Consider the following 24527-nt stretch of genomic DNA (forward strand, 5'->3'; position numbering starts at 1 on the left):
GCGGGAGTAGTTCAGTGGTAGAACACCACCTTGCCAAGGTGGGGGTCGCGGGTTCGAATCCCGTCTCCCGCTCCATACATTCACATATTCAGGATCCACTGAATATGATACAATCATAATTGAATATCTTATGGCGGCATAGCCAAGAGGTAAGGCAGAGGACTGCAACTCCTTTATCACCGGTTCGATTCCGGTTGCCGCCTCCATAAGATTATTTGCCGGTGTGGCGGAATTGGCAGACGCGCACGACTCAAAATCGTGTTCCTCACGGAGTGCCGGTTCGACCCCGGCCACCGGTACTAAATAGCTTGAATGAAAGACGATATCTACTTATTGTAGATATCGTCTTTTTTGTATGGTTTCCTACTCATAAAGGAACTCTTCCAGTCTAGTACACTTCCTTTTGCATACATTCCCGAACGTTATACACTGGATATCATAAGAAAGACTCTCTCTCCGTTTGAATATTTCAGGAGGAAATGCTGAATCTAATCAGGTGGTTCCATTACCGATGGATTAGGGAATGTGAGAAGTACGGATCGTTATTGAGGGAGGAAGATGGTAATGAAGATCGTAGTCACAGGTGCAACAGATGGCATCGGCCTTGCGACAGTAAAACGACTCGTCAAGGAAGGCCATGAGGTGCTTCTGCACGGCCGCAGCGCAGAGAAACTGGCTGACGTAGCCAACGAGCTGGGGGATGAGGAGATCGATCAGTATGTGGCTGATTTGTCTTCAATGAGTGAGGTAAGAAGGTTTGCAAAGGAAGTCGCAGCCAACCATGATTACCTGGACGTTCTAATCAACAATGCAGGCGTATACAATGCCACGGAGCCTGTCACGGCCGAGGGACTAGACATTCGCTTTGCCGTGAATACATTGGCTCCCTATGAGCTGACAAAAGCACTCCTTCCGCTTATGGATGCTTCAAGCCGTATCGTTAACTTATCCTCGGCTGCGCAGTCGCCGGTGGATGAGCAGGCTCTTTACGGGAAGAAGAAGCTTGCTGATGGAGAGGCGTATGCGCAGAGTAAGCTGGCGCTGACGATGTGGACGTATGAAATGGCCCGGCGGGTGGAGCCTGTTGTGGTTGCTGTGAATCCTATGTCCCTTCTGGGCAGCAAAATGGTGAAAAAGGCCTTTGGAACAGAAGGACGCGATATCAACATTGGTGCAGATATTTTGTGCCGGGCGGCCTTGTCTGATGAATTTGCAGATGCCTCAGGGGAATATTATGATAACGACATCGGATCGTTCGGTAAACCGCATCCGGATGCGCGTAACGTGGACAAGTGTGAAGCTCTTGTCAAACAGTTGGAAGAGATGGCAGCGAGGGTATAAACAACAGGTGTCCGGCGTGAAGCCGGGCACCTGTTCTATTCTCTCGTTTTCTTCCTGGTAGAAACGGGTAAACCTATGGATAGAGAATGTGAAGGAGGAATAGACGTGGGTCAAAACGCAGATTTAATTCACCACTATACAGAGTTTGCTTCATTTGAAGCCGAAGGGCTGCAAAAAGGGGAAATTGATTTTCCTGAGTTTGAAAAGGTCTTGAATGACTACATATTGAGCCAGCCGAAAGAGACGATGGAGTTCAAGGAGTGCTGGGTGTATAAAGAGCAGGATGGACTGCGGACGGTACGTGTGGATTTTTATGATCACAATTTGAAAAATGATATCCGTCTGTGGGGATCCAGAAATCCGGAGGACGGTCAGGTGAAAAGCTTGAACGTGGATGCTTTGGATGTGTCAACGAACGAAGTGGTTTATGAACGTAAACTGATGTAAGGAAAGAGAAGGCCGATGCTGTCATGAAGACCGCATCGGTTTTTTATATGCCGCAGAAGGACAATCATGCCTCCTTAGGAATAAAAAGGGGGGATAGGTGGATAGAATAGTAATGGGTGATAAACATGACGAATTCTACACTTTTTCCTACGTTGTTGTTCTTTCTATTTCTATTGTTCTCGTTTGGACTTATTTTTTCAAGTCGCCGTCAGGCTGAAGAAAAGCAGCTGGTTGAAAAGGAAGTGTCCAAGAAGGCGCTGGCAGAAAAGCTTCACAGCGAATTGTCCAAGTATGGGCTGCATCCACAGCAGTACTATCAGGAAGGGGAATTCATTATCGATATGGCTTTTCCTGAATTGAAAATTGCGATCGAAGCTGTGGAGCACGAGTATTTGGTATCTCCTGATGAGTGGGAGATGGAATGGGAAAGGGATGCCTTTTTGAAAAATCACGGGTGGACCGTACTGAGGTTCAGTGCGGCACGTATTGAAGAGGATATTTCAAGGATTGCGGAGAAAATCAGCAGGGAGCTGGCCGGCCGGCATCATGCAGGATCTTGAATAGGACGAAAAGATCGAGTCAGAGAGGCCTCTGGCTTTTTCTTTTTGTTAAAAAGGTCAGAATCTTTGATACAATGGAGAGGGTCCTGTTTCTGTGGGAAACAGGCAGGAGGGCGAGTACTTGGTAAAGGAAGGTTTTATGACAGCTATGGAAGATAACTTGACCAGATTAACGATAGAAGGAAAAGAATATATCCTGATCGGCACGGCTCACGTCTCCAGACAAAGTGCGGAGCAGGTGAAGCAGGTCATTGAACAGGAACAGCCGGATGCTGTCTGTGTGGAGCTGGACGAACAGCGTTACCAGTCTATCAGGGACGGTGACCGGTGGAAGAATACGGATATCTTTGAAGTGATTAAAAGTAAAAAAGCGACGCTGTTATTAGTGAACCTCGCTGTTTCATCGTTTCAGAAGCGGATGGCGAAGCAGTTTGGCATTCAGCCGGGTCAGGAGATGATCCAAGGGATTGAATCTGCGGAAGACGCAGGGGCTGAGCTGGTGCTCGCCGACCGGAACATTCAGGTGACATTCTCCCGGATTTGGGGCAATCTTGGCTGGAGTGGAAAGTCGAAGCTCTTAATGTCGATCTTCTACGGCATTTTCAGCAATGACAAAATTTCCGAGGAAGAGCTGGAGAAAATGAAGTCCCAGGATATGCTGGATGGGATGCTTCAGGATTTGACCGATCATTTCCCGGACTTGAAGAAGCCGTTGATTGATGAGCGGGATCAGTACCTCGCACAGAAAATCAAGGATGCGCCCGGAGAGAAAGTGGTTGCTGTACTCGGAGCGGCCCACGTGCCCGGGATTAAGAAAGAGATTTATAACGATCATGATTTGAAAGCGTTGAAAAAGCGGCCGCCTAAATCAAAAGCGCCGAAAATCATCGGGTGGTCGATTCCGATATTAATTTTATCAATTATTTTATATACATTCCTCTCCAATCCAGCCGCGGGTACCCAGCAGACGATCAGCTGGATCCTTTGGAACGGGTCGTTTTCAGCGATAGGAGCAGCGGCAGCTTTGGCACACCCGCTCGCGGTTGTGGCCGCATTTTTACTTGCGCCGATTACATCGCTGAATCCTCTCCTTGCGGCCGGCTGGTTTGCCGGGATTGTACAAGCCTATTTCCGACGGCCGAATGTGGGGGATTTTGAATCCCTTTCCGATGATGTCACGACGGTAAAAGGCTTCTGGCAGAACAAAGTAACGAGAATTCTGCTTGTTGTCGTGCTTGCAAATCTGGGAAGTACGCTTGGGACCGTCATTGGTGGAGCTGATGTGATCCGTTTATTTATTGAAAACTTGTAAAAGAGAAGTCTATGACAGACTTCTCTTTTTTTATGCTCATTTACAGTATTTTCAACGAATGTTACAATTAGATGACATGTGTTTGTCGGAAAAATATAAATTCAGAGAAAATATGCGCAATAAGGAATGAGAGGATATGAGCAGGTTTGTAAAGGGAACATCGATTCTTGGGATTGCACTCCTTGGTTTTGGTGTGTGGCAGCTGACAGAGATGGATCGGGAGAATCATGGGGAAGCGGAAAGTGCCCAGACGATTATTCAACAGGATCAAAGCTATGAGAAGGTTTTTATTGAACAGGAAGACGAAGAAGAGGAGAACCGTCCGGATTATGAACGCGTGGATAATCAGATGCTCCGAACGATTGAAGACAATGACGAAATGAAAGAACTCGTATCCGGCCTTGGTAAAGGGGTAACGGAGGATTTGAATGATCTGGAAGCGGAAACGGAAGAGCAGTGGAAAACAATTGAAGAAGATACAAAGCAGAAGAAGCAGATGTTGAAGCGGTTGATTGAGCTTACGGATGATAAGAAGATTGAGCAGATTGCTTCCAGTGCTGAGGCCAAACTGGACCGGATGATGGAGGATAAGAAAATCGACTTTTATAAGGAAGCTGTCCTTTCCTTCCAGTTGATTTCCGAGCGGTTGTCTTAAGATTGGCTGTCAGGTAAGAGCGAGCCTCCTCACGTTTTGTCGAAATCGTGAATCATTGGAATGAGTCATCATCAATGACATGGTAATTTTTGTTTATTTTGCCGTTTTTCCGTTTTTCATGGTGATAAAACGGGGATGTGGAGAATGTAAAACAAATAAGGAGGTTCTTCATTTATGTCCATTGCTGTAAAAGATAGGTTGAGTACAGACAAGCTTAGTAAACTGAGAACGGCCGCTGTTTTGGAGTTTACCGAGGAAATCTTTGAGTCAGACAATTACCGCTGCCTTGAAGTTCTGGATTCGGATCAGCAGCACCTGTTTATTGTGAACAGAAATGACCGCACGCTGACAGCCTTAAGCTTATCGCCGGATATGTCATTGAAAAAGGAAACGTTGTTTGCGGACAAGATCATTTCTATGAAGGAGTACTTCGACGATTACAGCCTCAATGAAAACACACCTCCTAGAAAAATTGAAATCGTATTTATGGAAAACCGGACAGTGCTCATTGAACCCGTCAGTTCCATGGAGCAGGATGAGGAGTACAAGAAAAACGATGTCGCTGCCCAAGTGAATGAGGATTTTGAAAACTTGATCGCTGCTTTGAAAAACACTTTAATTCTGTAAGTTAAAAAGAGGTAGAGCCATTTAATATGGCTCTTCTTTTTATTTGTGATACATAAAGGCGGCACGTCCGGGGACAATAAGAAGACCCCGGCAGTGGATGCGCCAGAATATTTCTCCAGATGCAGCTACCCTCCCGCACACATCCTCGTCCATCAGGATTGTGGAGGTGATTGAGATGAATACAACCGATCTGTTTGAGCTGTTTAAACTCTTCATTGACTCCCTGCATTTCACCGCTTTTCTCGTATTTTCCATCATCTACGTCTTCCAGCATAAGCAGAAGGATTAGTTCCAGGCGGACTGCTTCACCCGGCAGTCTGCTTTTTTATGTATAAAAAAGATTCCATCCGGGTATGGTAGGCCTATCAGGCTTTTAAACTATAACCCCATAACATTGTAAAGCTGCTATTAAGATTTCGACAAAAAAACGTAAAAATCATGTTGCATCGATAGAATTCGGATGTTATCATAACAAATATAGATGAGGGAAGTTGTACGGACAACTCAGCTCTTTATATGCGGGTGTAGTTTAGTGGTAAAACCTCAGCCTTCCAAGCTGATGATGAGGGTTCGATTCCCTTCACCCGCTCCATTCACTATTGTGATGCATTTATTTTTTATACTTATGTGAACCAACGCAGTGTTTCGTTAAATGGGTAACGAAGCATTGCGTTTTTTAATGCGGAAAAATGGATACAACCTATAATAGAACGAAGACAGGAGGATGCCGGAATGAAAAAACTTCAAACGATGCTGAAGCAGATCGACGGAAAGAGTTACAAAGGATATAAGCAGATTCAAGGGACGTACAGTTTTGAGGATTATACGCTTCATATAGACTATGTGCAGGGAGATCCATTTGCGGCTCCATCGAAAATCAGGATACAGGTGCCTCAAAGCAGGCGCCCTGTTCCTGCCGAATATAAAGAGACGAAGAGTCGAAAAACGTACGCAGAAGATACCTTTGCGAGAGCGGCAGCGGATACGATTAAGAAAACCCAGTTCAGTGTGAAGGGATCAGGAAAAAGCGGAATGGTCGCCATCGATCAGCCGGGGCAGGAAATTTTAGAGCGGACAGCGGTTACCCTGATGCCTGAAGACATCATCATCTGCCTGACGGTCGGCCTGCCCGCAAATGGTCGGCGCATTAATGGAAAGCAGGCAGAAAAGCTGTTTTTCTCTGTGATTCCGGAAATGCTGAAGCAGTCTGTGTTTACTGTCAAAGACAGCGAGCTGGAGGAAGTTTGTCAGCTTGCCGATCAGCACGATGCCCTTTTAGAGGCGATGCGTGAAAACGGCTGGATGTCCTTCGTGGCAGACGGGGCGGTTCTTCCAAGGGAGAGCGGAGTGAGCCAGCGTCCGATGAAAAAAGCCGTTCCCTTTGAAAGCCCTGAGGAGAACCGTGTTTCCATTGCTATCCCTCATCGTCAGGAGCCGCTGACAGGGATGGCCTTGAAAAAGGGGATTGTCCTCATCGTTGGTGGTGGGTACCATGGTAAAAGTACCCTCTTGAATGCCATCGAGCGCGGGGTGTATCCTCACATTAAAGGGGATGGACGTGAATATGTCCTGACAGATCCGGACAGTGTGAAAGTAAGAGCAGAAGATGGACGTCAGGTCACCAAGGTGGATATTTCGCCGTTTATTAAAAATCTTCCGCACGGAACGGACACGACGGCTTTTTCTACGGAAAACGCGAGCGGAAGCACCTCCCAGGCGGCCAACGTTATGGAGGCGCTTGAGGCTGGGGCACGCACACTGCTGATCGATGAAGATACCAGTGCCACCAACTTCATGATCCGTGATGAGCGGATGCAGGAGCTTGTCGTACAGGAAAAAGAACCGATCACGCCGTTCATTGATAAAATCAGACAGATGAGAGACGATCTTGATGTTTCTACGATTCTCGTCATGGGAGGTTCCGGCGACTACTTCCAGGCAGCGGATGACGTTATCATGATGGATCAGTATGTCCCGGTCAACGTCACGCAGAAAGCGAAAGAGATTGCCGAGAAGTATCCGTCAGAAAGACAAACGGCCGGAGAAGAACGCTTCGGCAGCGTTCCACAGCGTGCCTTTCTTCCGAATACGCTGCAGACGAGAAAAGGGAAGAAGGAAAAAGTCCAGGCTAAAGGACTGTTCAAGCTGCTGATGGGTCATGAAGATATCGACCTTTCCGGTGTAGAACAACTGGTCGATGCCTCACAGACACGTCTGATTGCCGATATCCTTCTGCATCTCGATAAAAAAGGCCGGCTGAAGGCTGAGCAGAGTCTGCCGGAACTTCTGGATCATATTGAAAAACAGCTGGACACGAAAGGCCTCGCTTCCTTCGGTCCGTTTAAAGACCAGCATCCAGGGGAGCTGGCCAGACCAAGAAGATTTGAAATCGCAGCAGCTATGAACCGGATTCGGACAGCTGCCGTGAAAGATATCCGTTAGAAAGGAGAACGTCCGGGTGGATTTTCATCAGTTTAAAGAAGAAGTGATCACCTACAGCAGAGAAATCGGCATCGATAAAATCGGATTTGCTTCTGCTGATGTGTTCGGAGAATTGAAAGCCCGTTTGAAACGCCAGCAGGAACTCGAATACCAGTCTGGTTTCGAAAAGGGGGAGGTGGACGAGCGGACCGAGCCCGGCCGCCTTCTGCCGGGCGCACAGTCGATTATTTCCATTGCTCTTGCGTATCCTTCGAAAATGAAAGATGCACCGCGCAGTGTGAAGGGAGAACGGCGGGGAATTTTCTGCCGAGCCTCCTGGGGACAGGATTATCACGATGTGCTGCGGGACCGGCTGCACAAACTCGGTGCTTTCATAAAAGAGAGGTTTCCGGAAGTGGAACTGAAATCCATGGTGGATACAGGGGAGCTCTCTGATCGTGCTGTAGCGGAGCGTGCAGGGATTGGGTTCAGTGGAAAAAATTGTGCCGTGATCACTCCGGAGTTTGGTTCATATGTATATTTAGGAGAACTTGTAACGAATATTCCTTTTGCTCCCGATGAGCCGGTGGATGACAGCTGTGGCGACTGCAACATTTGTGTGGACGCCTGCCCGACCGGAGCCCTCGTCCAGGGCGGCCAGTTGAATGCTCAGCGCTGTATCGCCTTTTTAACGCAGACGAAGGGTTTTCTGCCTGATGAGTTCCGCACAGTGATCGGCAACCGTCTCTATGGCTGCGACACGTGCCAGACCGTCTGTCCAAAGAACCGGAAGAAAGATTTTCATAATCATGAAGAATTCGAGCCGGATCCGGAGGTTGTCAAGCCGAAGCTTACACCGCTGCTGTCCATTTCCAATCGGGAGTTCAAAGAGAAATTCGGGTTCATTTCCGGCTCGTGGCGGGGCAAAAAGCCGATTCAGCGGAATGCGATTCTGGCGCTTGCTCATTATCGTGACGAAACGTCCGTTGATGAATTGATCCGTTTAATGAATCACGACCCAAGACCGGTCATACGCGGAACCGCCGCGTGGGGACTCGGGAAAATCGGCCGTCCCGATTGTTTTGAGGCCATTGAGAAAGCGATGGAAAAGGAAGAAGATGAACAGGTCTTGTATGAAATGGAAAAAGGGCTGCAATTTCAAACGTAATCAACTCCTGTACCTTTTCAATCCACTAGAGCTCTAGTATAATAGAAAAAACTGTTAATAAAGAAGGGGTTGGCTATGAACCATCATTCTTTTCTATATTACGACACGTTTCAAACTCCTTTGGGGGCTATGACTGTTCTGGCCAATGATGAAGGAGTCTGCCGCATTGACTTTGGTCACCATGAAGATCGACTCCCAACCTATCAATCTTGGAAAAGGAAGCATTTTCTAAAAGGTGAACTGGTTTATGACCCCGATCATTCATTGATTGTTCAGACAGAAAAAGAACTGCAGGAATACTTCCAGGGGATCCGCACAGCGTTTGATGTTCCGCTCAACTGTTACGGAACAGATTTCCAGCGGAAAGTGTGGAAGACACTGCTGCACCAAATCCCGTTTGGTGAAACACGATCCTACAAGGATGTAGCCTTAGCGCTGCATTCTCCGCAGGCAATCCGTGCTGTTGGAGGGGCCGTGAATAAAAACCCTTTCTCTGTCATCGTGCCGTGCCACCGTGTCATTGGAAGCAACGGAAAGCTCGTCGGTTATGCCGGCGGACTGGACAAAAAAGAAAAACTGCTGGATTTTGAAAAACAGCATACAGCTATACAACATTAAAAGTCCCTGCGGGGGCTTTTTTTCATGGCCTGACGCCCCCTTCATATACTGAAGGAGGGGGGAAGCGGATGAATAGCACGGAGGAAATCAAGCGTTACTGGCAGAAAGTGCTGGACCGGGTTTTCGATCAGGAGGAAGAAGGGTGGTTAAAGCGGAAAATGGAGGGCATGGAAGCGCGTGGTCACAAGCTCCAGCGGATGGCTTTCCGCATTTATCCTTATCACAGGAAGGCTTATGATCACGTGGTGGATGTTGCTTATGACTTGCATTTGACCATGCTTGTAAAAAGTGGGCGCCATGTTTTTTTAGAAGAAGGGTTCTACACAGGTCGTGGACAGTGGACCAAAGGGAAGTGGGTTCATCACGAAGTCGTAACGGAGATTCCGGCATCCGGGGATTCTTCTTTGCCTTTGACCTTCGAGATGGGGGAGAGAGAGCCGGTGGATGATCCACGCTTCGACTACAACCGCCGGGAGGCAGTGCGGTATGCTGACCGTTGGTGGGACAGCTACAACCCGGCTTATAAAAAGTTTGAAGTTGATTGTACCAATTATGTTTCCCAATGTCTGCGGGCCGGCGGTGCCCCGATGAGGGGAGCCGGGGACCGGACGCGCGGGTGGTGGTACGGGAATGGAACGTGGAGCTACAGCTGGACCGTGGCTCATGCACTGCGCTGGTATTTAAGTGGATCGCGTAGAGGCTTGAAAGCTGTGGAAGTATCCTCCGCGGATCAGCTCGCGCCGGGGGATGTCATCTGTTATGACTTTCAAGGAAACGGGCGGTATGATCATAATACTTTTGTTGTGAAAAAGGATGCCCAGGGGATGCCGCTGGTCAACGCTCATACATCAAACAGCCGGCACCGCTACTGGGCCTACGAGGATTCTACCGCTTACACGCCGGATATTCAGTATAAATTTTTCAGAATTAACGGGTGATCGATATGGTATAATGGTCTGGTTGACTACGATTAGACTGAGGTGAAAGTGATGCCTAACCATATTGTCCTTTTTCAGCCGGAGATTCCGGCCAATACCGGAAATATCGGGCGGACCTGTGTGGCGACAAATAGTGAACTGCATCTGATCCGGCCGCTCGGTTTCTCGACTGATGATAAAATGGTGCGCCGCGCGGGTCTGGATTACTGGCCCAAACTGACGGTCCATTACTATGACTCGATAGAAGAGTTGTATGAGAAATATCCAGAAGGCGAGTTCTACTACATTGAAAACTTCGGAACGAAATCGTATGCTGATTTTGATTTCAGTGATGCGGAAAAAGATCAGCTGTTTGTTTTCGGACGAGAGAGTGACGGCATACCGAAGGAGCTCTTAACAGGCCTTGAAGACCGCTGCCTCCGGATTCCTATGACCGGCGAGGTCCGCTCGTTGAACTTATCCAATACCGCATCGATTATTTTGTTCAATGCTTTACTGCAGCAGGGTTTTCCGGGATTAATCAAATAAGGCATGAAAAAACGCACCCCATGGGGTGCGTTTTTTTACTTTCTTGGCCCTGGCTTCGTATCATATCCAGCTGAGAAGATAGCTGTCAAAAATGCGAGGCAGACGAGAATAATCAAGGTTACATTCATGAATAGTCCTCCTTTTCTAGCCAGACAAGCGTTTCTTGTTTAAGTATACCCCATTTTATTCGAGGTGTGAATGGGCTTACAGTTAATTTTATCCTATCCCAGGTGACAGATGCCTATACGATGGCCGGGCTGGTGACATAGAGTGAAGAGTAGGTGAATAACCACAGGAATGGATAGGAGGAGAACGAGTGAATCAGTACCCATATGCTTATCCTTATGGAATAGAAGAAGACTTTCGGAATGAAGAAGAGCGTTTCTTCTTTTTCGGCCCCTTTGCCGGTGGGTTACTGGGTGGCTTTTTAGGCGGTGCCCTGGCTCCTGGTTTGTATGGAGGATTTGGCGGCGGCGGCGGTTATGGCTATCCACCTCCTTATTACGGACGCCCGCCTTATTATGGAGGCGGAGGCGGAGGCTATTACGGCCGTCCCCCGTACGGAGGTTTCTGGTAATCAATAAATCCCCTTCTCCTTAATCAGGAGAAGGGGATTTTGTTTAGAAGTTCGTCGTGTCGAGTTCTTTCCCTTGGGACTCATAGCCCTGCATGTATTTGATCCGCCGCTGGGCGGAGGTGCTGTTCACCTGTTCATCCGCATGATAGGAGGAGCGGACCATCGGGCCTGCCTCACAGTGCTTGAATCCTTTTTCAAGGGCAATCTGCTTCAGTTCCTCGAATTCGTCTGGATGGTAGTAGCGTTCCACATTCAAGTGTTTTTTCGTCGGCTGCAGGTACTGGCCGATGGTCATGATGTCTACGTTATGAGCAAGCAGATCATCCATTGCTTCGATGATTTCCTCTTTCGTCTCGCCAAGACCGACCATCAGGCTGGACTTCGTCGGTGTATTCGGACGGATTTCCTTCACACGGCGGAGCAGTTCAAGAGAACGGTCATACATGGCGCGTGCACGGACTTTCTTCGTCAGACGGCGGACGGTTTCAATATTGTGGTTGAAAATATCCGGCTCACCCTCCATCAAGGTATGCAGGCTTTCATAATCACCTTTCATATCAGAAGGAAGAATTTCTACCGTGCATCCCGGTACCCGTCGGCGGATCGCCTTCACCGTTTCACCGAATACAGCAGCACCGCCGTCATTCAAGTCATCACGGGCAACCGCTGTAACAACGACGTGTTTCAATCCCATGATTTCAACGGATTCCGCAACACGCTCCGGCTCGCCCCAGTCAAGTTCGTTCGGCAGCCCGGTCTTAACGGCACAGAAGCGGCATCCGCGTGTACATGTATCACCCAGGATCATGAAGGTAGCGGTTTTCCGTTCACTCCAGCATTCGTGGATGTTCGGGCAGCGGGCTTCCTCGCACACCGTGTTCAATTTCTTTTCGCGCATCAGTTTTTTCAGGCCTGTGTAGGACTTATTGGTGTTGATCTTGATTTTCAGCCATTCCGGCTTTCTTATGTATTCCTGGTTTTTACTCACGTTCACCACTCCTTATCCCGCTCAGCGGGCGTAGTTCCATTCATCTGTTTCGTAGCGTTCCCGGGCGATTTTCCTTACCTCGTCCCATTGTTCCTCAGACAGGTGGAAGGGCTCCAGGTGGACATTCAATCCTTTTTCAAACCCTTGTTTAAATGCATGTTTTGTTTCTTCGAAAGAGACAGGCTCTTCGAGGATTTCGTTGATGGCAACGGCTTTGCTGCCGAAAGCTTTGCGGGCTCTTTCCTTGATGCGTTCATTTTTGTAAACAAACATGTCAAAAAGCTTCCCATCATCCACTTCAATCGGGATGGACCCGTGCTGCAGGATGATGCCGCGTTTTCTAGTCTGTGCACTTCCGGCCGCTTTTTTTCCATTCACAATCAATTCATACCAGGACGGTTCTTCAAAACAGACAGCTGAGCCGTTCACATCCAGCTTGCCTTCAGGAACAGCAAAGTCTGCATCAATGTTCAGGTTTCTGAACCCTTCAAGCAGGCCCTTGGAAATGACGAGATACGCTTCTTTCACGGAATCCGGCATGTCCTCGTGTTTTTCCGATACGATGACACTATATGTAAGTTCATGGTCATGTAATACCGCACGGCCGCCCGTTTGGCGGCGGACGAGCTGATACCCATGCTTCTGAACACCATCCAAGTCAATTTTTCCTTTTACTTTTTGAAAATAACCAACAGACAGCCCGGCAGGTTCCCAGCCGTAAAAACGCAGAACAGGCGGGATGGCCCCTTCCCGGTGCCAATTCATAAGGGCCTCGTCCAGTGCCATGTTGATGGCAGGTGTACAATGGCCTGAATCGACAAAGTACCATGTTTCCATATGCAGTCCTTCTTTCTTTTTGAGTGAGTACTTTATCAAAGTAAAATAGTCAAAACAATTCTAACAATCGGACAGAGGCATGTCAAAATATAGTAAATCATTCTTTGAGGAATTTATTAGGACTTTAGGCTGAATAATTTGCATCCTCAGATTCGGAATATGCCTATATAATGAGAAGAGGAGGGATTAAGATGAATCAAACCTTGCTGTCCAGCGTGCTTTTTTTAATCAGTGCATCCATCTGGGCCATCCTTGCTATTTTTTACGACGATTACCGCTGGCTGAATTTATTCTTATTTATTTTGTTCCTCGTCATGGGACTTGCCAAAAGAAAAAGTTATATGGAAGGGAAAGATGTGGAAGAGGACGGAGATTGATTCCGTCCTCTTTTTTCATAAATGGCGGGCTGCGGCATAGGTTTAAGTAGAGGGGCTGTCCTTCTACCCTGCAGGGTGCAGGTCAAAATGATGTGAAATCACTGGATAGGCAACACCGCATGGGGACAAGTCGAACGGATTCGTTGTTGTAGTTGAGAGATTCCTGGAGTTCTTTCATGATTGATGTTTTGGTTCTTTGCATAGGCTTGTCGGGACTGACCAAGCCGCTTCCACATTTCTTTGTCGTCCAGTTGCAGCGGCTAGTCCCTCGAGGTCATAAGTCCATCACCTCTGTGGAGAAAAGCACTCCACGGCGGTGCTGGTCTTATGCTTGTCGGGACTGACCAAGCCGCTTCCACATTTCTTTTTGTTGTCCAGCTCTGGCACCCAGATGCTCGAGACATAAGTCAATGATCTGTGCGAAGGAAGAACGCTTCACTCCGATCCTTGTCTTATGCTTGTCGCATCTACCGGGGTGCCTCCGCATTTCAGTCTCATTGTCCAGTTGCAGCGGCTAGTCCCTCGAGGTCATAAGTCCATCACCTCTGTGGAGAAAAGCACTCCACGGCGGTGCTGGTCTTATGCTTGTCGGGACTGACCAAGCCGCTTCCACATTTCTTTTTGTTGTCCAGCTCTGGCACCCAGATGCTCGAGACATAAGTCAATGATCTGTGCGAAGGAAGAACGCTTCACTCCGATCCTTGTCTTATGCTTGTCGCATCTACCGGGGTGCCTCCGCATTTCAGTCTCATTGTCCAGTTGCAGCGGCTAGTCCCTCGAGGTCATAAGTCCATCACCTCTGTGGAGAAAAGCACTCCACGGCGGTGCTGGTCTTATGCTTGTCGGGACTGACCAAGCCGCTTCCACATTTCTTTGAATCACACATGTTTTACATGAGCCAGGCATAGGATGTATTAAAATTCGTCTCTTACGACGGGGGAGGTCGCGAAGTGGACATTTTAAAGAAGATACAAGACCACCGGGAATACGAGGAAGAACTGAAGTGGGAAGGAACGTTTGCTGAATACTTGGAGCTGTTGAGAGAGCGGCCGTATTTAGCACAATCCGCTCATTCCCGCGTTTACAATATGGTTAAAAGTGCTGGTGTGGAAGAAGCGCATGATCATAAGCGTTATAAGTTCTTTGATGATGATATCTACGGACTGGATGAAGCGATGGAAAAGCTGGTGGAGGAGTATTTCCATCCGGCAGCGAGAAGGCTGGATGTCCGCAAACGTATTCTATTATTGATGGGACCTGTCAGTGGCGGGAAGTCCACACTTGTGAACCTGCTGAAACGTGGGCTGGAGGAGTACACGCATACGGATGAGGGGGCCGTCTTTGCCATCAAGGGCTGTCCGATGCATGAAGACCCGCTGCATTTGATCCCGAGCCATCTGCGCAAGGATTTTCAGGATGAGTACGGCATCCGTGTTGAAGGAAGTTTGTCTCCGTTAAATACGATGCGTGTAGAAACGGAGTATGGGGGAAGGATTGAGGATGTTCTAGTAGAGCGGATCTTTTTCTCAGAGGATAAGCGTACAGGCATTGGTACCTTCAGTCCGTCAGATCCGAAGTCCCAGGATATTGCCGATTTGACCGGTTCGATTGACTTTTCGACTATTGCTCAATTTGGTTCGGAATCGGACCCCCGCGCTTATCGTTTCGATGGTGAATTGAACAAGGCCAACCGTGGCATGATGGAGTTCCAGGAAATGCTGAAGTGTGACGAGAAGTTTCTCTGGCACCTGCTCAGTTTGACACAGGAAGGGAACTTCAAGGCTGGACGCTTTGCCCTTATCTCAGCGGATGAGTTGATTGTAGCTCATACGAACGAAGCGGAATACCGCTCTTTTATTGCCAATAAGAAAAACGAGGCGCTCCATTCCCGAATGATTGTCATGCCTGTGCCGTACAACTTGAAGGTCAGTCAGGAAGAACGGATCTATGAAAAGATGATCCGGGAAAGTGACATCCGTGATGTGCATATTGCCCCGCACACGTTGAGAGTGGCTGCGATGTTCACGATTTTGACGAGATTAAAAGAATCGAAAAAAGCGTCCATTGATGTCTTGAAGAAAATGAGACTTTATGATGGAGAAATTCTTGAAGGATTCAGCGATGTCGACGTTGAGGAATTGAAGAAGGAGCATGGCGATGAGGGAATGAGCGGGATCGATCCACGTTACGTGATCAACCGTATATCATCCACCATCATTAAGAAAGAACTGACATCAATCAATGCGCTGGATGTTCTCCGTTCCTTGAAGGATGGACTTGGAAGTCATGCCTCCATCTCCAGTGAGGACAAGGAGAGATATCTTGATTTCATTTCCCTGGCGAGAAAAGAATATGATGAAATTGCGAAGAAAGAAGTGCAGAAAGCATTTGTGTACTCCTATGAAGAATCCGCCGTTACGCTTATGGACAATTACCTGGATAACGTCGAAGCGTACTGCAACAAGGCGAAATTGAGAGATCCGCTTACAGGAGAAGAGCTGAACCCGGATGAGCGTCTCATGCGCTCCATCGAAGAACAGATCGGTGTTTCGGAAAATGCGAAAAAAGCCTTCCGTGAAGAGATTCTTATTCGTATCTCCGCCTACGCACGAAAAGGCAAGAAGTTCGACTACCAGTCCCATGAGCGTCTGCGCGAAGCCATTCAGAAGAAGCTGTTCGCTGATTTGAAGGATGTTGTGAAGATTACGACATCCACGAAGACGCCGGATGAGCAGCAGTTGAAGAAGATCAACGAGGTTGTAGCCACGCTTGTCGATGAGCATGGGTACAACTCCAGTTCAGCGAACGAACTGCTGAAATATGTAGGCAGCCTGTTGAACAGGTAATCCCTTGTCAGACCGCCCTCTTTTTCTATAAGAGGGTGGTCTTTTTTATGTTATAATGTCAAAAAATGAAGAGTGGTGAAATCATGGCCAGGAAATTTTATGCAATTATTGATGTGGGTTCAAACACGATGCGTCTAGTGATTTATCTGCGTGATAAAGGTGGACGTCTGCGTGAAGTGGAGAACGTAAAAGCGGTCGCACGTCTGCGCAACCATTTAACAAAGGATGGTCTGTTATCCACCGAAGGGCTGCAGACGCTGCAGACGACACTGAAGAGCTTCAAGGAAGTCGCTGAATCGTATACGCTTGAGGAAATGGTATGTGTCGCTACGGCTACGATCCGCCAGGCGGGGAACCAGGAGGAGATCATCACCCAGGTTTCCAAGCATACCGGTTTTGACATGCGCATTTTATCGGATCACGAAGAAGCGTATTACGGATACCTGGCCGTTGTGAATTCCACTCCGGTTACAGAAGGGATCACCGTGGATATAGGCGGGGGAAGTACCGAAGTTACATATTTTAAAGACCGTGAATTGATCGAATCCTACAGCTTCCCGTTCGGAGCGCTGACGCTGAAGCAGGACTTTTTCAAAAATGAACTGCCGACCGAGAACGAATTCGCGGCCTTGCGCCGGTACCTGCTTGACCAGTTCAAATCACTGCCGTGGCTGCAGAAGAAGGATATTCCATTGATCGGAATCGGCGGTGGAGCGCGGAACCTTGTACAGATCGACCAAAACTTGAAGGAGTACCCGCTGGCCGGCCTTCATCAGTATAAAATGAAAGACAGTGACCTCGCTTTTATTAAAAATTATTTATTCACCCTGCCGATGAAGAAGCTGCAGAAGGTGGAAGGGCTGTCCAAAGACCGGGCGGATATTATTCTGCCGGCGACGGAAGTGTTCCATTCCCTTTATGATACTATGCAGGCTTCCGGATTCATTCTGAGTAGAAAAGGGCTTCGGGACGGTGTCTTTTTTGAACAGCTGACGAAGGATATGGGGACGTCGGTTTTTCCGAACGTGCTGGAGGAGAGCATTCAGGAACTGATCAATGATTATGACTTGAATGTCAAGCAGATCCAGCATGTCCAGCATCTGGCTCATCAGCTTTTCAGTCAACTCCATGAAAAAGGACTCGGTTCCCTGAAGAATTCGGACTGGCAGGAAGTGAAGAGGGCGAGCTATGTGTTCAACCTGGGGGATTATATCGACAGCGAAGCGAGTGCCCAGCATACCTTTTACCTGCTTGCCAACCGGACGATTGACGGCTTGATGCATATGGAGAGGCTGCGGATGGCGCTTATGGCCTCCTATAAGAACAAAACGATTTTCAAGCAGTTCCTTCAGCCGTATAAGAAGTGGTTCTTAAAGGATGAACAGAAGAAGCTCCGTCTTCTTGGTTCCCTCCTGAAGTTTTGCTACAGCCTGGACAGCACCCGCAGACAGACGATTCAAAGCCTTGAGTTGACGAAGGAAGGTCATGATCTGCATATTACGTGTCACTGTTCGGGCGAATGGATGCCAGAAGAATATCAGGCGGAAAAACAGAAAAAACATTTGGAAAAGTCACTGAAAAAGACTATAGAACTGTCTTTTGTGGAAAATAAAAAGTAAGTCCCGCTGCGGGCTTCTTTTTATTAACAACTGTTAATTTCGGAATATTCTACCTTAAAAGAAAACATAATTCAGCAAAATTCATCATTTTTTTACAAAACCTTAACACCTGTTTTATATAGAGGATATAGAGACGTACTAACATATAGAGTGGAATAAATGTGTAAAGGGTGTGCGGCATGTCAACAGAAAACAAGACGCAGGAATTGAACAATCCATCATTTTATAACAACCGGGAGCTGAGCTGGCTCGCTTTTAATGAGCGTGTACTGGATGAGGCTCTTGATTTGGATAACCCTTTGCTTGAACGTTTAAAGTTTTTGGCGATCGGCTCCTCCAACCTGGATGAATTTTTCATGGTACGTGTAGCAGGGTTGAAGGACCAGGTAAAAGCCGGTTTCAACAAGCCGGAGAACAAAGCCGGGCTGACGCCGAAGCAGCAGCTGGCAAAAATTTCGGAAATCAACCATAACAACGTGAAAAAGCAGTATGACTCTTATCAGTCGATGAAACCGGAGCTGGAGAAAGAAGGCATCTCCCTGCTTTCCATAGAGGATTTGACGAAAGAGGAAATCAACCGCTTCGAAAAATATTTTGACGAGGAAATCTTCCCGGTGCTGACACCGATGGCTGTGGATGCCTACCGTCCGTTCCCGATGCTTCTTAACAAGTCCATCAACCTTGCTGTTGTCATCAAAGATGATATCGACCCGGAGAACACAACAAAGACCGCAATTGTTCAGGTTCCGGCCGTACTCGATCGATTTGTCCAGGTGGAGCATGAAAATAAATACCAATATGTGCTTCTTGAGGAAATTATCAGCCATTTTATGGGTAAACTGTTTAAAGGATACAAAGTGGAGTCTGTTACAGAGTTTCGGATAACGAGAAATGCGGATATGACGATCCATGAGGAAGGTGCCCGGGATCTTCTGAAGGAAATCGAGAAGGAATTGAAAAAGCGCAAATGGGGGGCAGCTGTCCGCCTCGAAGTCAGGGATGGAAAGTACGATGAGAAAGTGGTCAAGTTCCTGCTCAGCGTCCTGGAAATTCATCGTGATGACCTGTACATTGCGAACGGTCCGCTTGATCTCACGTTCCTGTTCAAGTTCCATAAAACGTTTGTCGATGTGAAGGACCACCTTTACTACGAGACACTGATATCCCAGCCGCCGCGTGATCTGGAGGGGGAGGAGAATATCTTTGAAGCAGCGGAGAACCGCGACATCTTCCTGCACCACCCTTATGAATCCTTTGAGCCTGTCGTCGATTTTGTGGCGGAAGCGGCAGACGATCCATACGTGCTGGCCATCAAACAGACGCTGTACAGGGTAAGTGGAGATTCACCGATTATAGACGCTTTGAAGCGGGCCGCAGAAAAGGGGAAACAGGTGACAGTGCTTGTGGAACTGAAGGCGCGGTTTGATGAAGAGAACAACGTGCAGTGGGCCAAGGAGCTCGAAAAAGCCGGGTGTCACGTCATATACGGCATGACTTACTTGAAAACCCACAGCAAAATCACCCTTGTCGTCAGGAAAAAAGCAGAAAAGATCGAGCGCTTCGTCCACCTGGGTACCGGCAACTACAACGACCAGACGGCTTCTCTGTATACCGATATGGGCATCATTACTTCGAAGCGGAAGTTCGGGATTGATGCGACGCACTTCTTCAATTACTTGAGCGGATTTACCGAAAAACCGGAGTTCCATCACTTGTCTATGGCTCCATTTGATATCCGGAATGACTTTATCCGCTACATGAACAATGAAATCCGCTTCCATAAGCAGCACGGAAACGGGCGGATCATTGCGAAGATGAACTCGCTTACGGACAAAAACCTGATCATGAAAATGTACGAAGCTTCCCAGGCAGGCGTACAGGTCGACCTGATCGTCCGGGGGATCTGCTGCTTGAAGCCCGGCATTGAAGGTGTCAGTGAAAATATCCGCGTGTACAGCATTGTCGGACGATTCCTGGAACACAGCCGGATTTATTATTTCCATCACAACGGGGACGACCGCCTGTTCCTTTCCTCTGCGGATATGATGACTCGAAATATGGTGAAACGCGTTGAACTGCTTTTCCCGATTCACGAGCCCTCTGTGAAAACCCGTCTGAAGAAAATCCTGTCCATCATGCTGAATGATAACGTCAAGGCGAGGGAGCAGAAGAACGACGGCAGTTATGAGTACGTACAGCCTGAGAAAAACCAGGTGCGTATCAACAGCCAGATGAAGTTTTTCGATATGGCTTACCGGGTTCTTGAGGATGAGGAATAATCTTTACCAGTAAAAAGTAAAAAGGCGTACCAAAGGGTGCGCCTTTCTTGTTATAATGGAATTGTTACCATTTGAGAAAAATAAGCGAAATTTGTTGAATACGTAAGCGTTTCAATTCTATAATAGTATGTGGACTTGGAAACGTTTTCGAGGAAACTTTAGCCAACAACTACTTGGAGGTATTCTACGTGTCTAAACAAGGCTCCACTCAAAGATTTTGGGATAATTTCCACGGCCCCAACATGGGGTATATCGAAGAGCAATTCGAAGTATATGAAGAAAACCCAAGTGCTGTCGATCCTTCACTGAAGGATATTTTTGACGAGCACGGGGCACCTGACTGGATGAAGACTAGCCCGTCTGTTGAGACGAACGGCGCTGCGTCTCCTTCGGAAAGGGACATTGCGAAAATCACCTCGGCATTGAAACTTGTTGAGGCTATTCGTCGTCACGGCCATCTGCAGGCGAATATCTATGCTGTAGGAAGTGACGAGCGACCTAAAACAAATTTGCTTGATTTAGAAACCTACGGACTTCAGGAGAAGGATCTGGAGGCTATGCCGGCGGAGTGGGTCTGGCCGGACGCGCCTATGAAACTGGACAATGCCCTCCAAGTGGTCCATGTACTTAAAGAAAGATATGCGGGGACGATTTCCTTTGAATTCGGCCATGTCAATAATGAGAATGAAAGAAAATGGCTGCAGGACAAAGTCGATACAGGGTCGTATCAGGTATCTTTGACAAACCAAGAAAAGAAACAGCTGTTGTACCGCCTGGCTGAAGTGGAAGGCTTTGAGAACTTCCTTGCCAAAACATTTGTGGCACAGAAGCGCTTTTCCATCGAAGGCCTTGATATTATGGTGCCGATGCTCGACCATATTATCCAGTCGGCTTCCGGCGATCACATTAAACATATCATGATGGGCATGGCCCACCGGGGAAGACTGAACGTTCTTGCCCACATCCTCGGGAAGCCTTATGACCGGATCTTCTCTGAGTTCCATCATTCGCCTGATAAGGAGCTCGTTCCTTCAGAAGGTTCGATGGGAATCAACTATGGGTGGACAGGTGATGTGAAGTATCACTTCGGAGCCCGGAGAGAGATCGAAAACGGCGAGCAGTCGGCAACGAAAGTGACGCTGAGCCATAACCCTTCCCACCTGGAATACGTCAACCCTGTCGTCCAGGGTTTTACAAGAGCGGCGCAGGATGACCGCAGGGAGCCGGGCTATGCGAAAATGGATGAAGATGAGGCATTCGGCCTCTTGATCCACGGGGATGCAGCCTTTATCGGTGAAGGGGTTGTCGCAGAGACGCTGAACATGAGTGACCTTCCCGGCTATCGTACAGGGGGAACGGTCCATATCATCGCCAACAACCTTGTCGGTTTCACGACCAACCGCAGAGACGGACGTTCGACAAGATACGCCAGTGATCTTGCGAAAGGCTTTGAAATACCGGTGCTGCATGTGAATGCCGACGATCCAGCGGCATGCCTTTCTGCTATGGCGCTTGCGTATGAATACCGTCAGAAGTTCCATAAGGACTTTCTGATTGATCTCGTCGGGTACCGTCGTTTCGGACACAACGAAATGGACGAGCCGCGCTCTACACAGCCGAAACTGTACAAGGAAATCGACGAGCATCCAACGGCTGCCGCTGTTTTTGAGAAGCAGCTTCAGGATGAAAGTGTTGTGGAAGAGGGCGAACTGACGAAGATGAAAGAAGAGATTGAAGAAAAGCTTCGGGATATCTACAACAATATGGGTGAGCATGAAACGGCCGCTCCTGATGTGAAAGACCGCCCGAGTGGCGTGGAAAGGGATCTGGACGAAATTCAGACATCCGTGGATATTGAGCGTCTGCGTGGACTGAACGAAGGCATGCTGAAACGTCCGGAAGGCTTCAATGGATTTATGAAGCTTGAGAAAATCCTTCAGCGCCGTGCGAAAATGCTGGATGAAGGGCAGAAAGTGGACTGGGCGACAGCGGAAGCTCTGGCCTTCGCTTCTATACTGGAAGATGGCATCCCGATCCGGATTACCGGTCAGGATACGGAACGTGGAACCTTCGCTCACCGTCACCTTGTCCTTCATGATGTGGAAACAGATGAAACCTACTGTCCGCTCCACGGACTGGATCAGGCGGAAGCGTCCTTTGATATTCACAACAGTCCGTTATCGGAAGCCGGGGTTATCGGATTTGAGTACGGATACAGTGTTCATGCTTCCGATTCTCTTGTCCTGTGGGAAGCCCAGTTTGGTGACTTCGCCAATGCCGGGCAGGTCATTTTTGATCAGTTTATTGCCGCCGGCCGTGCGAAGTGGGGCGAGAAATCCAATATGGTCTTCCTGCTTCCGCACGGGTATGAAGGACAGGGACCGGAGCATTCCAGTGCCCGCCTTGAGCGCTTCCTTCAGCTGGCTGCAGAAAACAACTGGACCGTGGCCAATGTCACGTCATCAGCCCAGTATTTCCACCTGCTCCGCAGACAGGCGGCCATCAGCAACCAGGAAGAGGCACGTCCGCTCGTATTGATGACACCGAAAAGCCTGCTGCGCAATCAAAGAGTCGCCGTAGACGGGGCTGCTTTCAGCGATGGGAAATTCCAGTCGCTCATGATGCAGCCGGGATTATCTGAGAATAAAGATAAAGAAAAAGTGAAAACCCTTCTATTAGGAAGCGGAAAAATCATGGTGGATATCGAAGACAAAGTGGAAAGCATGGACGAAACCTTTGAAACCATCGATGCTGTCCGGGTGGAACAGATTTATCCATTCCCGGATCAAAAACTGGCAGAAATGCTGGAAACCTATCCGAATTTAGAAGAACTAGTATGGGTCCAGGAAGAACCGCAGAACATGGGTAGCTGGTATTTCGTGGAGGGGATCCTCCACAGACTCCTGAAGGATGGACAGATCCATAGATTTGTAGGACGTCCGCACAGGGCTTCCCCTTCCGTTGGAGAACCGAATATCCATAAAACAGAGCAGAATCGAATCATTCTTGAAGCGCTGCAGATGTCTAAAGGAGGAGAAACAAAATGAAGGAAATCAAAGTACCTGAATTAGCTGAATCCATAACTGAAGGCACGATAGCCGAATGGCTTGTAAAAAAAGGCGATCACGTTTCCAAAGGCGATCCGATTCTTGAGCTGGAAACAGACAAGGTCAATGTGGAAGTGAACGCGGATGCAGACGGAGTTATTGCTGAACTGCTCAAGGAAGAGGGAGATGACGTGGAAGTCGGAGACGTCATCGCCAAAGTGGATGAGAACGGAGAAGCTTCCGCATCTTCTGAGGATTCCTCCGGTGATCAGCAGGCAGAAGCATCTGCAGCTGAACAGAAGGAAGAGCCTCAGCAGCAGGAACAGAAACAGGAGTCCAAGCAGGAAGAACAGCCAGCGGGCTCCAATGGACAGAACAATGGGAATAAAGATATTGTGGCCACTCCGGCTGCCAGAAAGCGTGCTCGTGAACTCGGCATTGATTTGAGCAGTATTTCTGCCCGTGATCCACTGGGCCGCATCCGTCCGGAAGATGTCGATGCAGCTGCTAAGGGTGGCAGCAAGTCGGAAGAGCCGAAATCATCGTCTAACGATAAGCCGAAGAAAGAGAAAAAGGAAGAGGAGAAGACGCAGTTTGATAAGCCGGTGGAACGGATTAAAATGTCCCGCCGCCGTCAAACGATTGCCAAGCGTCTTGTAGAGGTCCAGCAGGAAGCAGCAATGCTCACGACGTTCAACGAAGTGGACATGACGAACGTTATGAAGCTCCGCAGTGACCGCAAGGAATCCTTCCAGAAAAAACACGATGTGAAGCTCGGATTTATGTCCTTCTTCACGAAAGCGGCTGTCGGTGCCTTGAAGGAATTCCCGAACTTGAACGCAGAAATTCAAGGCAACGAAATCATTCAGAAGAAATTCTATGATATCGGAATGGCTGTTTCGACAGAAGAAGGCCTTGTGGTTCCTGTCGTCCGTGATGCCGACCGCCTTGATTTCGCTGGTATTGAGAAGGGAATCGCTGATGTAGCAACGAAGGCCCGGAATAAAGAACTGCAGCTGGAGGATCTCCAAGGAGGTTCCTTTACCATCACAAACGGTGGAATTTTCGGGTCCATGCTTTCTACACCGATCCTGAATTCCCCTCAGGTCGGAATCCTTGGGCTGCACAATATCGAGAAGCGCGCGAAAGTCATGCCTGATGACAGCATTGAAGCACGTCCGATGATGTACATTGCGCTTTCCTACGACCACAGAATCGTTGATGGAAAAGAAGCGGTCCAGTTCCTGCGCCGCATTAAAGAAATGATTGAAGATCCGTACGACCTTCTTTTAGAAGGATAATAGGAAATGAAAGTCCCCTGCAGCCTGGCTGCAGGGGCTTT

At 48.2% G+C, this 24527-nt stretch carries 20 protein-coding genes and 4 tRNA genes; 22 read left to right on the plus strand and 2 right to left on the minus strand.

Annotated elements, in window-relative coordinates; genetic code table 11:
• The 16 genes from QMA39_RS15310 to QMA39_RS15385 all read left to right on the plus strand — a co-directional run bounded on the left by QMA39_RS15310 (position 1) and on the right by QMA39_RS15385 (position 11192).
• Positions 1 to 75: transfer RNA gene (locus QMA39_RS15310), tRNA-Gly, on the plus strand.
• Between the two features lie 57 nt (positions 76 to 132).
• Positions 133 to 206 (plus strand) — tRNA-Cys (locus QMA39_RS15315).
• 11 nt (positions 207 to 217) lie between these two features.
• Positions 218 to 299 (plus strand) — tRNA-Leu (locus QMA39_RS15320).
• Between the two features lie 265 nt (positions 300 to 564).
• On the plus strand, positions 565 to 1341 hold the full coding sequence (locus QMA39_RS15325; RefSeq protein ID WP_281659254.1) for an SDR family NAD(P)-dependent oxidoreductase: 777 nt from the start codon (positions 565 to 567) through the stop codon (positions 1339 to 1341).
• Between the two features lie 105 nt (positions 1342 to 1446).
• Positions 1447 to 1788, plus strand: coding sequence for a hypothetical protein (locus QMA39_RS15330; protein ID WP_035532719.1), 342 nt, complete (start codon positions 1447 to 1449; stop codon positions 1786 to 1788).
• A gap of 125 nt (positions 1789 to 1913) precedes the next feature.
• Positions 1914 to 2348 carry a DUF559 domain-containing protein gene (locus QMA39_RS15335; RefSeq protein WP_281659255.1) on the plus strand — a complete coding sequence of 145 codons (435 nt, stop codon included), beginning with the start codon at positions 1914 to 1916 and terminating at the stop codon, positions 2346 to 2348.
• Between the two features lie 139 nt (positions 2349 to 2487).
• Complete coding sequence (locus QMA39_RS15340; protein WP_027956642.1) at positions 2488 to 3660, plus strand: TraB/GumN family protein; 1173 nt, start codon at positions 2488 to 2490, stop codon at positions 3658 to 3660.
• Positions 3661 to 3796: 136 nt separating this feature from the next.
• Positions 3797 to 4315, plus strand: a complete 519-nt coding sequence (locus tag QMA39_RS15345; protein WP_027956641.1) for a hypothetical protein — start codon at positions 3797 to 3799, stop codon at positions 4313 to 4315.
• A 174-nt stretch (positions 4316 to 4489) separates the two neighbouring features.
• Positions 4490 to 4942, plus strand: coding sequence for a hypothetical protein (locus tag QMA39_RS15350; RefSeq protein ID WP_027956640.1), 453 nt, complete (start codon positions 4490 to 4492; stop codon positions 4940 to 4942).
• Positions 4943 to 5460: 518 nt separating this feature from the next.
• Positions 5461 to 5534 (plus strand) — tRNA-Gly (locus QMA39_RS15355).
• Between the two features lie 140 nt (positions 5535 to 5674).
• Positions 5675 to 7384 carry an ABC-ATPase domain-containing protein gene (locus tag QMA39_RS15360; RefSeq protein ID WP_281659256.1) on the plus strand — a complete coding sequence of 570 codons (1710 nt, stop codon included), beginning with the start codon at positions 5675 to 5677 and terminating at the stop codon, positions 7382 to 7384.
• Positions 7385 to 7400: 16 nt separating this feature from the next.
• A complete protein-coding gene (gene queG / locus QMA39_RS15365; RefSeq protein WP_281659257.1) occupies positions 7401 to 8531 on the plus strand; it encodes a tRNA epoxyqueuosine(34) reductase QueG in 1131 nt (376 codons plus the stop codon).
• Between the two features lie 75 nt (positions 8532 to 8606).
• Positions 8607 to 9149, plus strand: a complete 543-nt coding sequence (locus QMA39_RS15370; RefSeq protein ID WP_206936095.1) for a methylated-DNA--[protein]-cysteine S-methyltransferase — start codon at positions 8607 to 8609, stop codon at positions 9147 to 9149.
• Positions 9150 to 9217: 68 nt separating this feature from the next.
• Positions 9218 to 10087, plus strand: coding sequence for an amidase domain-containing protein (locus tag QMA39_RS15375; protein ID WP_206936092.1), 870 nt, complete (start codon positions 9218 to 9220; stop codon positions 10085 to 10087).
• 51 nt (positions 10088 to 10138) lie between these two features.
• Positions 10139 to 10615 carry a tRNA (cytidine(34)-2'-O)-methyltransferase gene (locus QMA39_RS15380; protein ID WP_027956634.1) on the plus strand — a complete coding sequence of 159 codons (477 nt, stop codon included), beginning with the start codon at positions 10139 to 10141 and terminating at the stop codon, positions 10613 to 10615.
• A 316-nt stretch (positions 10616 to 10931) separates the two neighbouring features.
• Positions 10932 to 11192: a hypothetical protein gene (locus tag QMA39_RS15385; RefSeq protein ID WP_281659258.1), complete on the plus strand. Its 261-nt coding sequence runs from the start codon at positions 10932 to 10934 to the stop codon at positions 11190 to 11192.
• Positions 11193 to 11235: 43 nt separating this feature from the next.
• Here the strand turns inward: QMA39_RS15385 and lipA are convergent, their stop codons facing one another.
• Positions 11236 to 12180 (minus strand): lipoyl synthase, encoded by a 945-nt coding sequence (lipA, locus tag QMA39_RS15390; protein WP_027956632.1) that lies wholly within the window; start codon positions 12178 to 12180, stop codon positions 11236 to 11238.
• Between the two features lie 21 nt (positions 12181 to 12201).
• Positions 12202 to 13017, minus strand: coding sequence for a biotin/lipoate A/B protein ligase family protein (locus tag QMA39_RS15395; RefSeq protein WP_281659259.1), 816 nt, complete (start codon positions 13015 to 13017; stop codon positions 12202 to 12204).
• Positions 13018 to 13208: 191 nt separating this feature from the next.
• Between QMA39_RS15395 and QMA39_RS15400 the strand changes: the two genes are divergently transcribed.
• The 6 genes from QMA39_RS15400 (at position 13209) to odhB (ending at position 24486) form a co-directional block, all read left to right on the plus strand.
• On the plus strand, positions 13209 to 13394 hold the full coding sequence (locus QMA39_RS15400; protein WP_027956630.1) for a hypothetical protein: 186 nt from the start codon (positions 13209 to 13211) through the stop codon (positions 13392 to 13394).
• 950 nt (positions 13395 to 14344) lie between these two features.
• A complete protein-coding gene (locus QMA39_RS15405; protein WP_027956629.1) occupies positions 14345 to 16240 on the plus strand; it encodes a PrkA family serine protein kinase in 1896 nt (631 codons plus the stop codon).
• Between the two features lie 83 nt (positions 16241 to 16323).
• Entirely contained in the window at positions 16324 to 17859 is a 1536-nt protein-coding gene (locus tag QMA39_RS15410) for a Ppx/GppA family phosphatase (RefSeq protein WP_281659260.1), read from the plus strand.
• A gap of 179 nt (positions 17860 to 18038) precedes the next feature.
• The gene (locus tag QMA39_RS15415; RefSeq protein ID WP_281659261.1) at positions 18039 to 20138 is read left to right on the plus strand and encodes an RNA degradosome polyphosphate kinase; all 2100 of its coding nucleotides are present in this window, start codon (positions 18039 to 18041) and stop codon (positions 20136 to 20138) included.
• Positions 20139 to 20380: 242 nt separating this feature from the next.
• The gene (locus QMA39_RS15420; protein WP_281659364.1) at positions 20381 to 23185 is read left to right on the plus strand and encodes a 2-oxoglutarate dehydrogenase E1 component; all 2805 of its coding nucleotides are present in this window, start codon (positions 20381 to 20383) and stop codon (positions 23183 to 23185) included.
• Positions 23182 to 24486: a 2-oxoglutarate dehydrogenase complex dihydrolipoyllysine-residue succinyltransferase gene (odhB, locus tag QMA39_RS15425; RefSeq protein WP_281659262.1), complete on the plus strand. Its 1305-nt coding sequence runs from the start codon at positions 23182 to 23184 to the stop codon at positions 24484 to 24486. The genes QMA39_RS15420 and odhB overlap by 4 nt, the downstream gene beginning before the upstream one ends.
• The last annotated feature ends 41 nt before the right edge of the window (positions 24487 to 24527 follow it).

It is taken from the genome of Halobacillus sp. Cin3 (assembly GCF_947311855.1).
Taxonomy (GTDB): Bacteria; Bacillota; Bacilli; order Bacillales; family Halobacillaceae; genus Halobacillus; species Halobacillus kuroshimensis.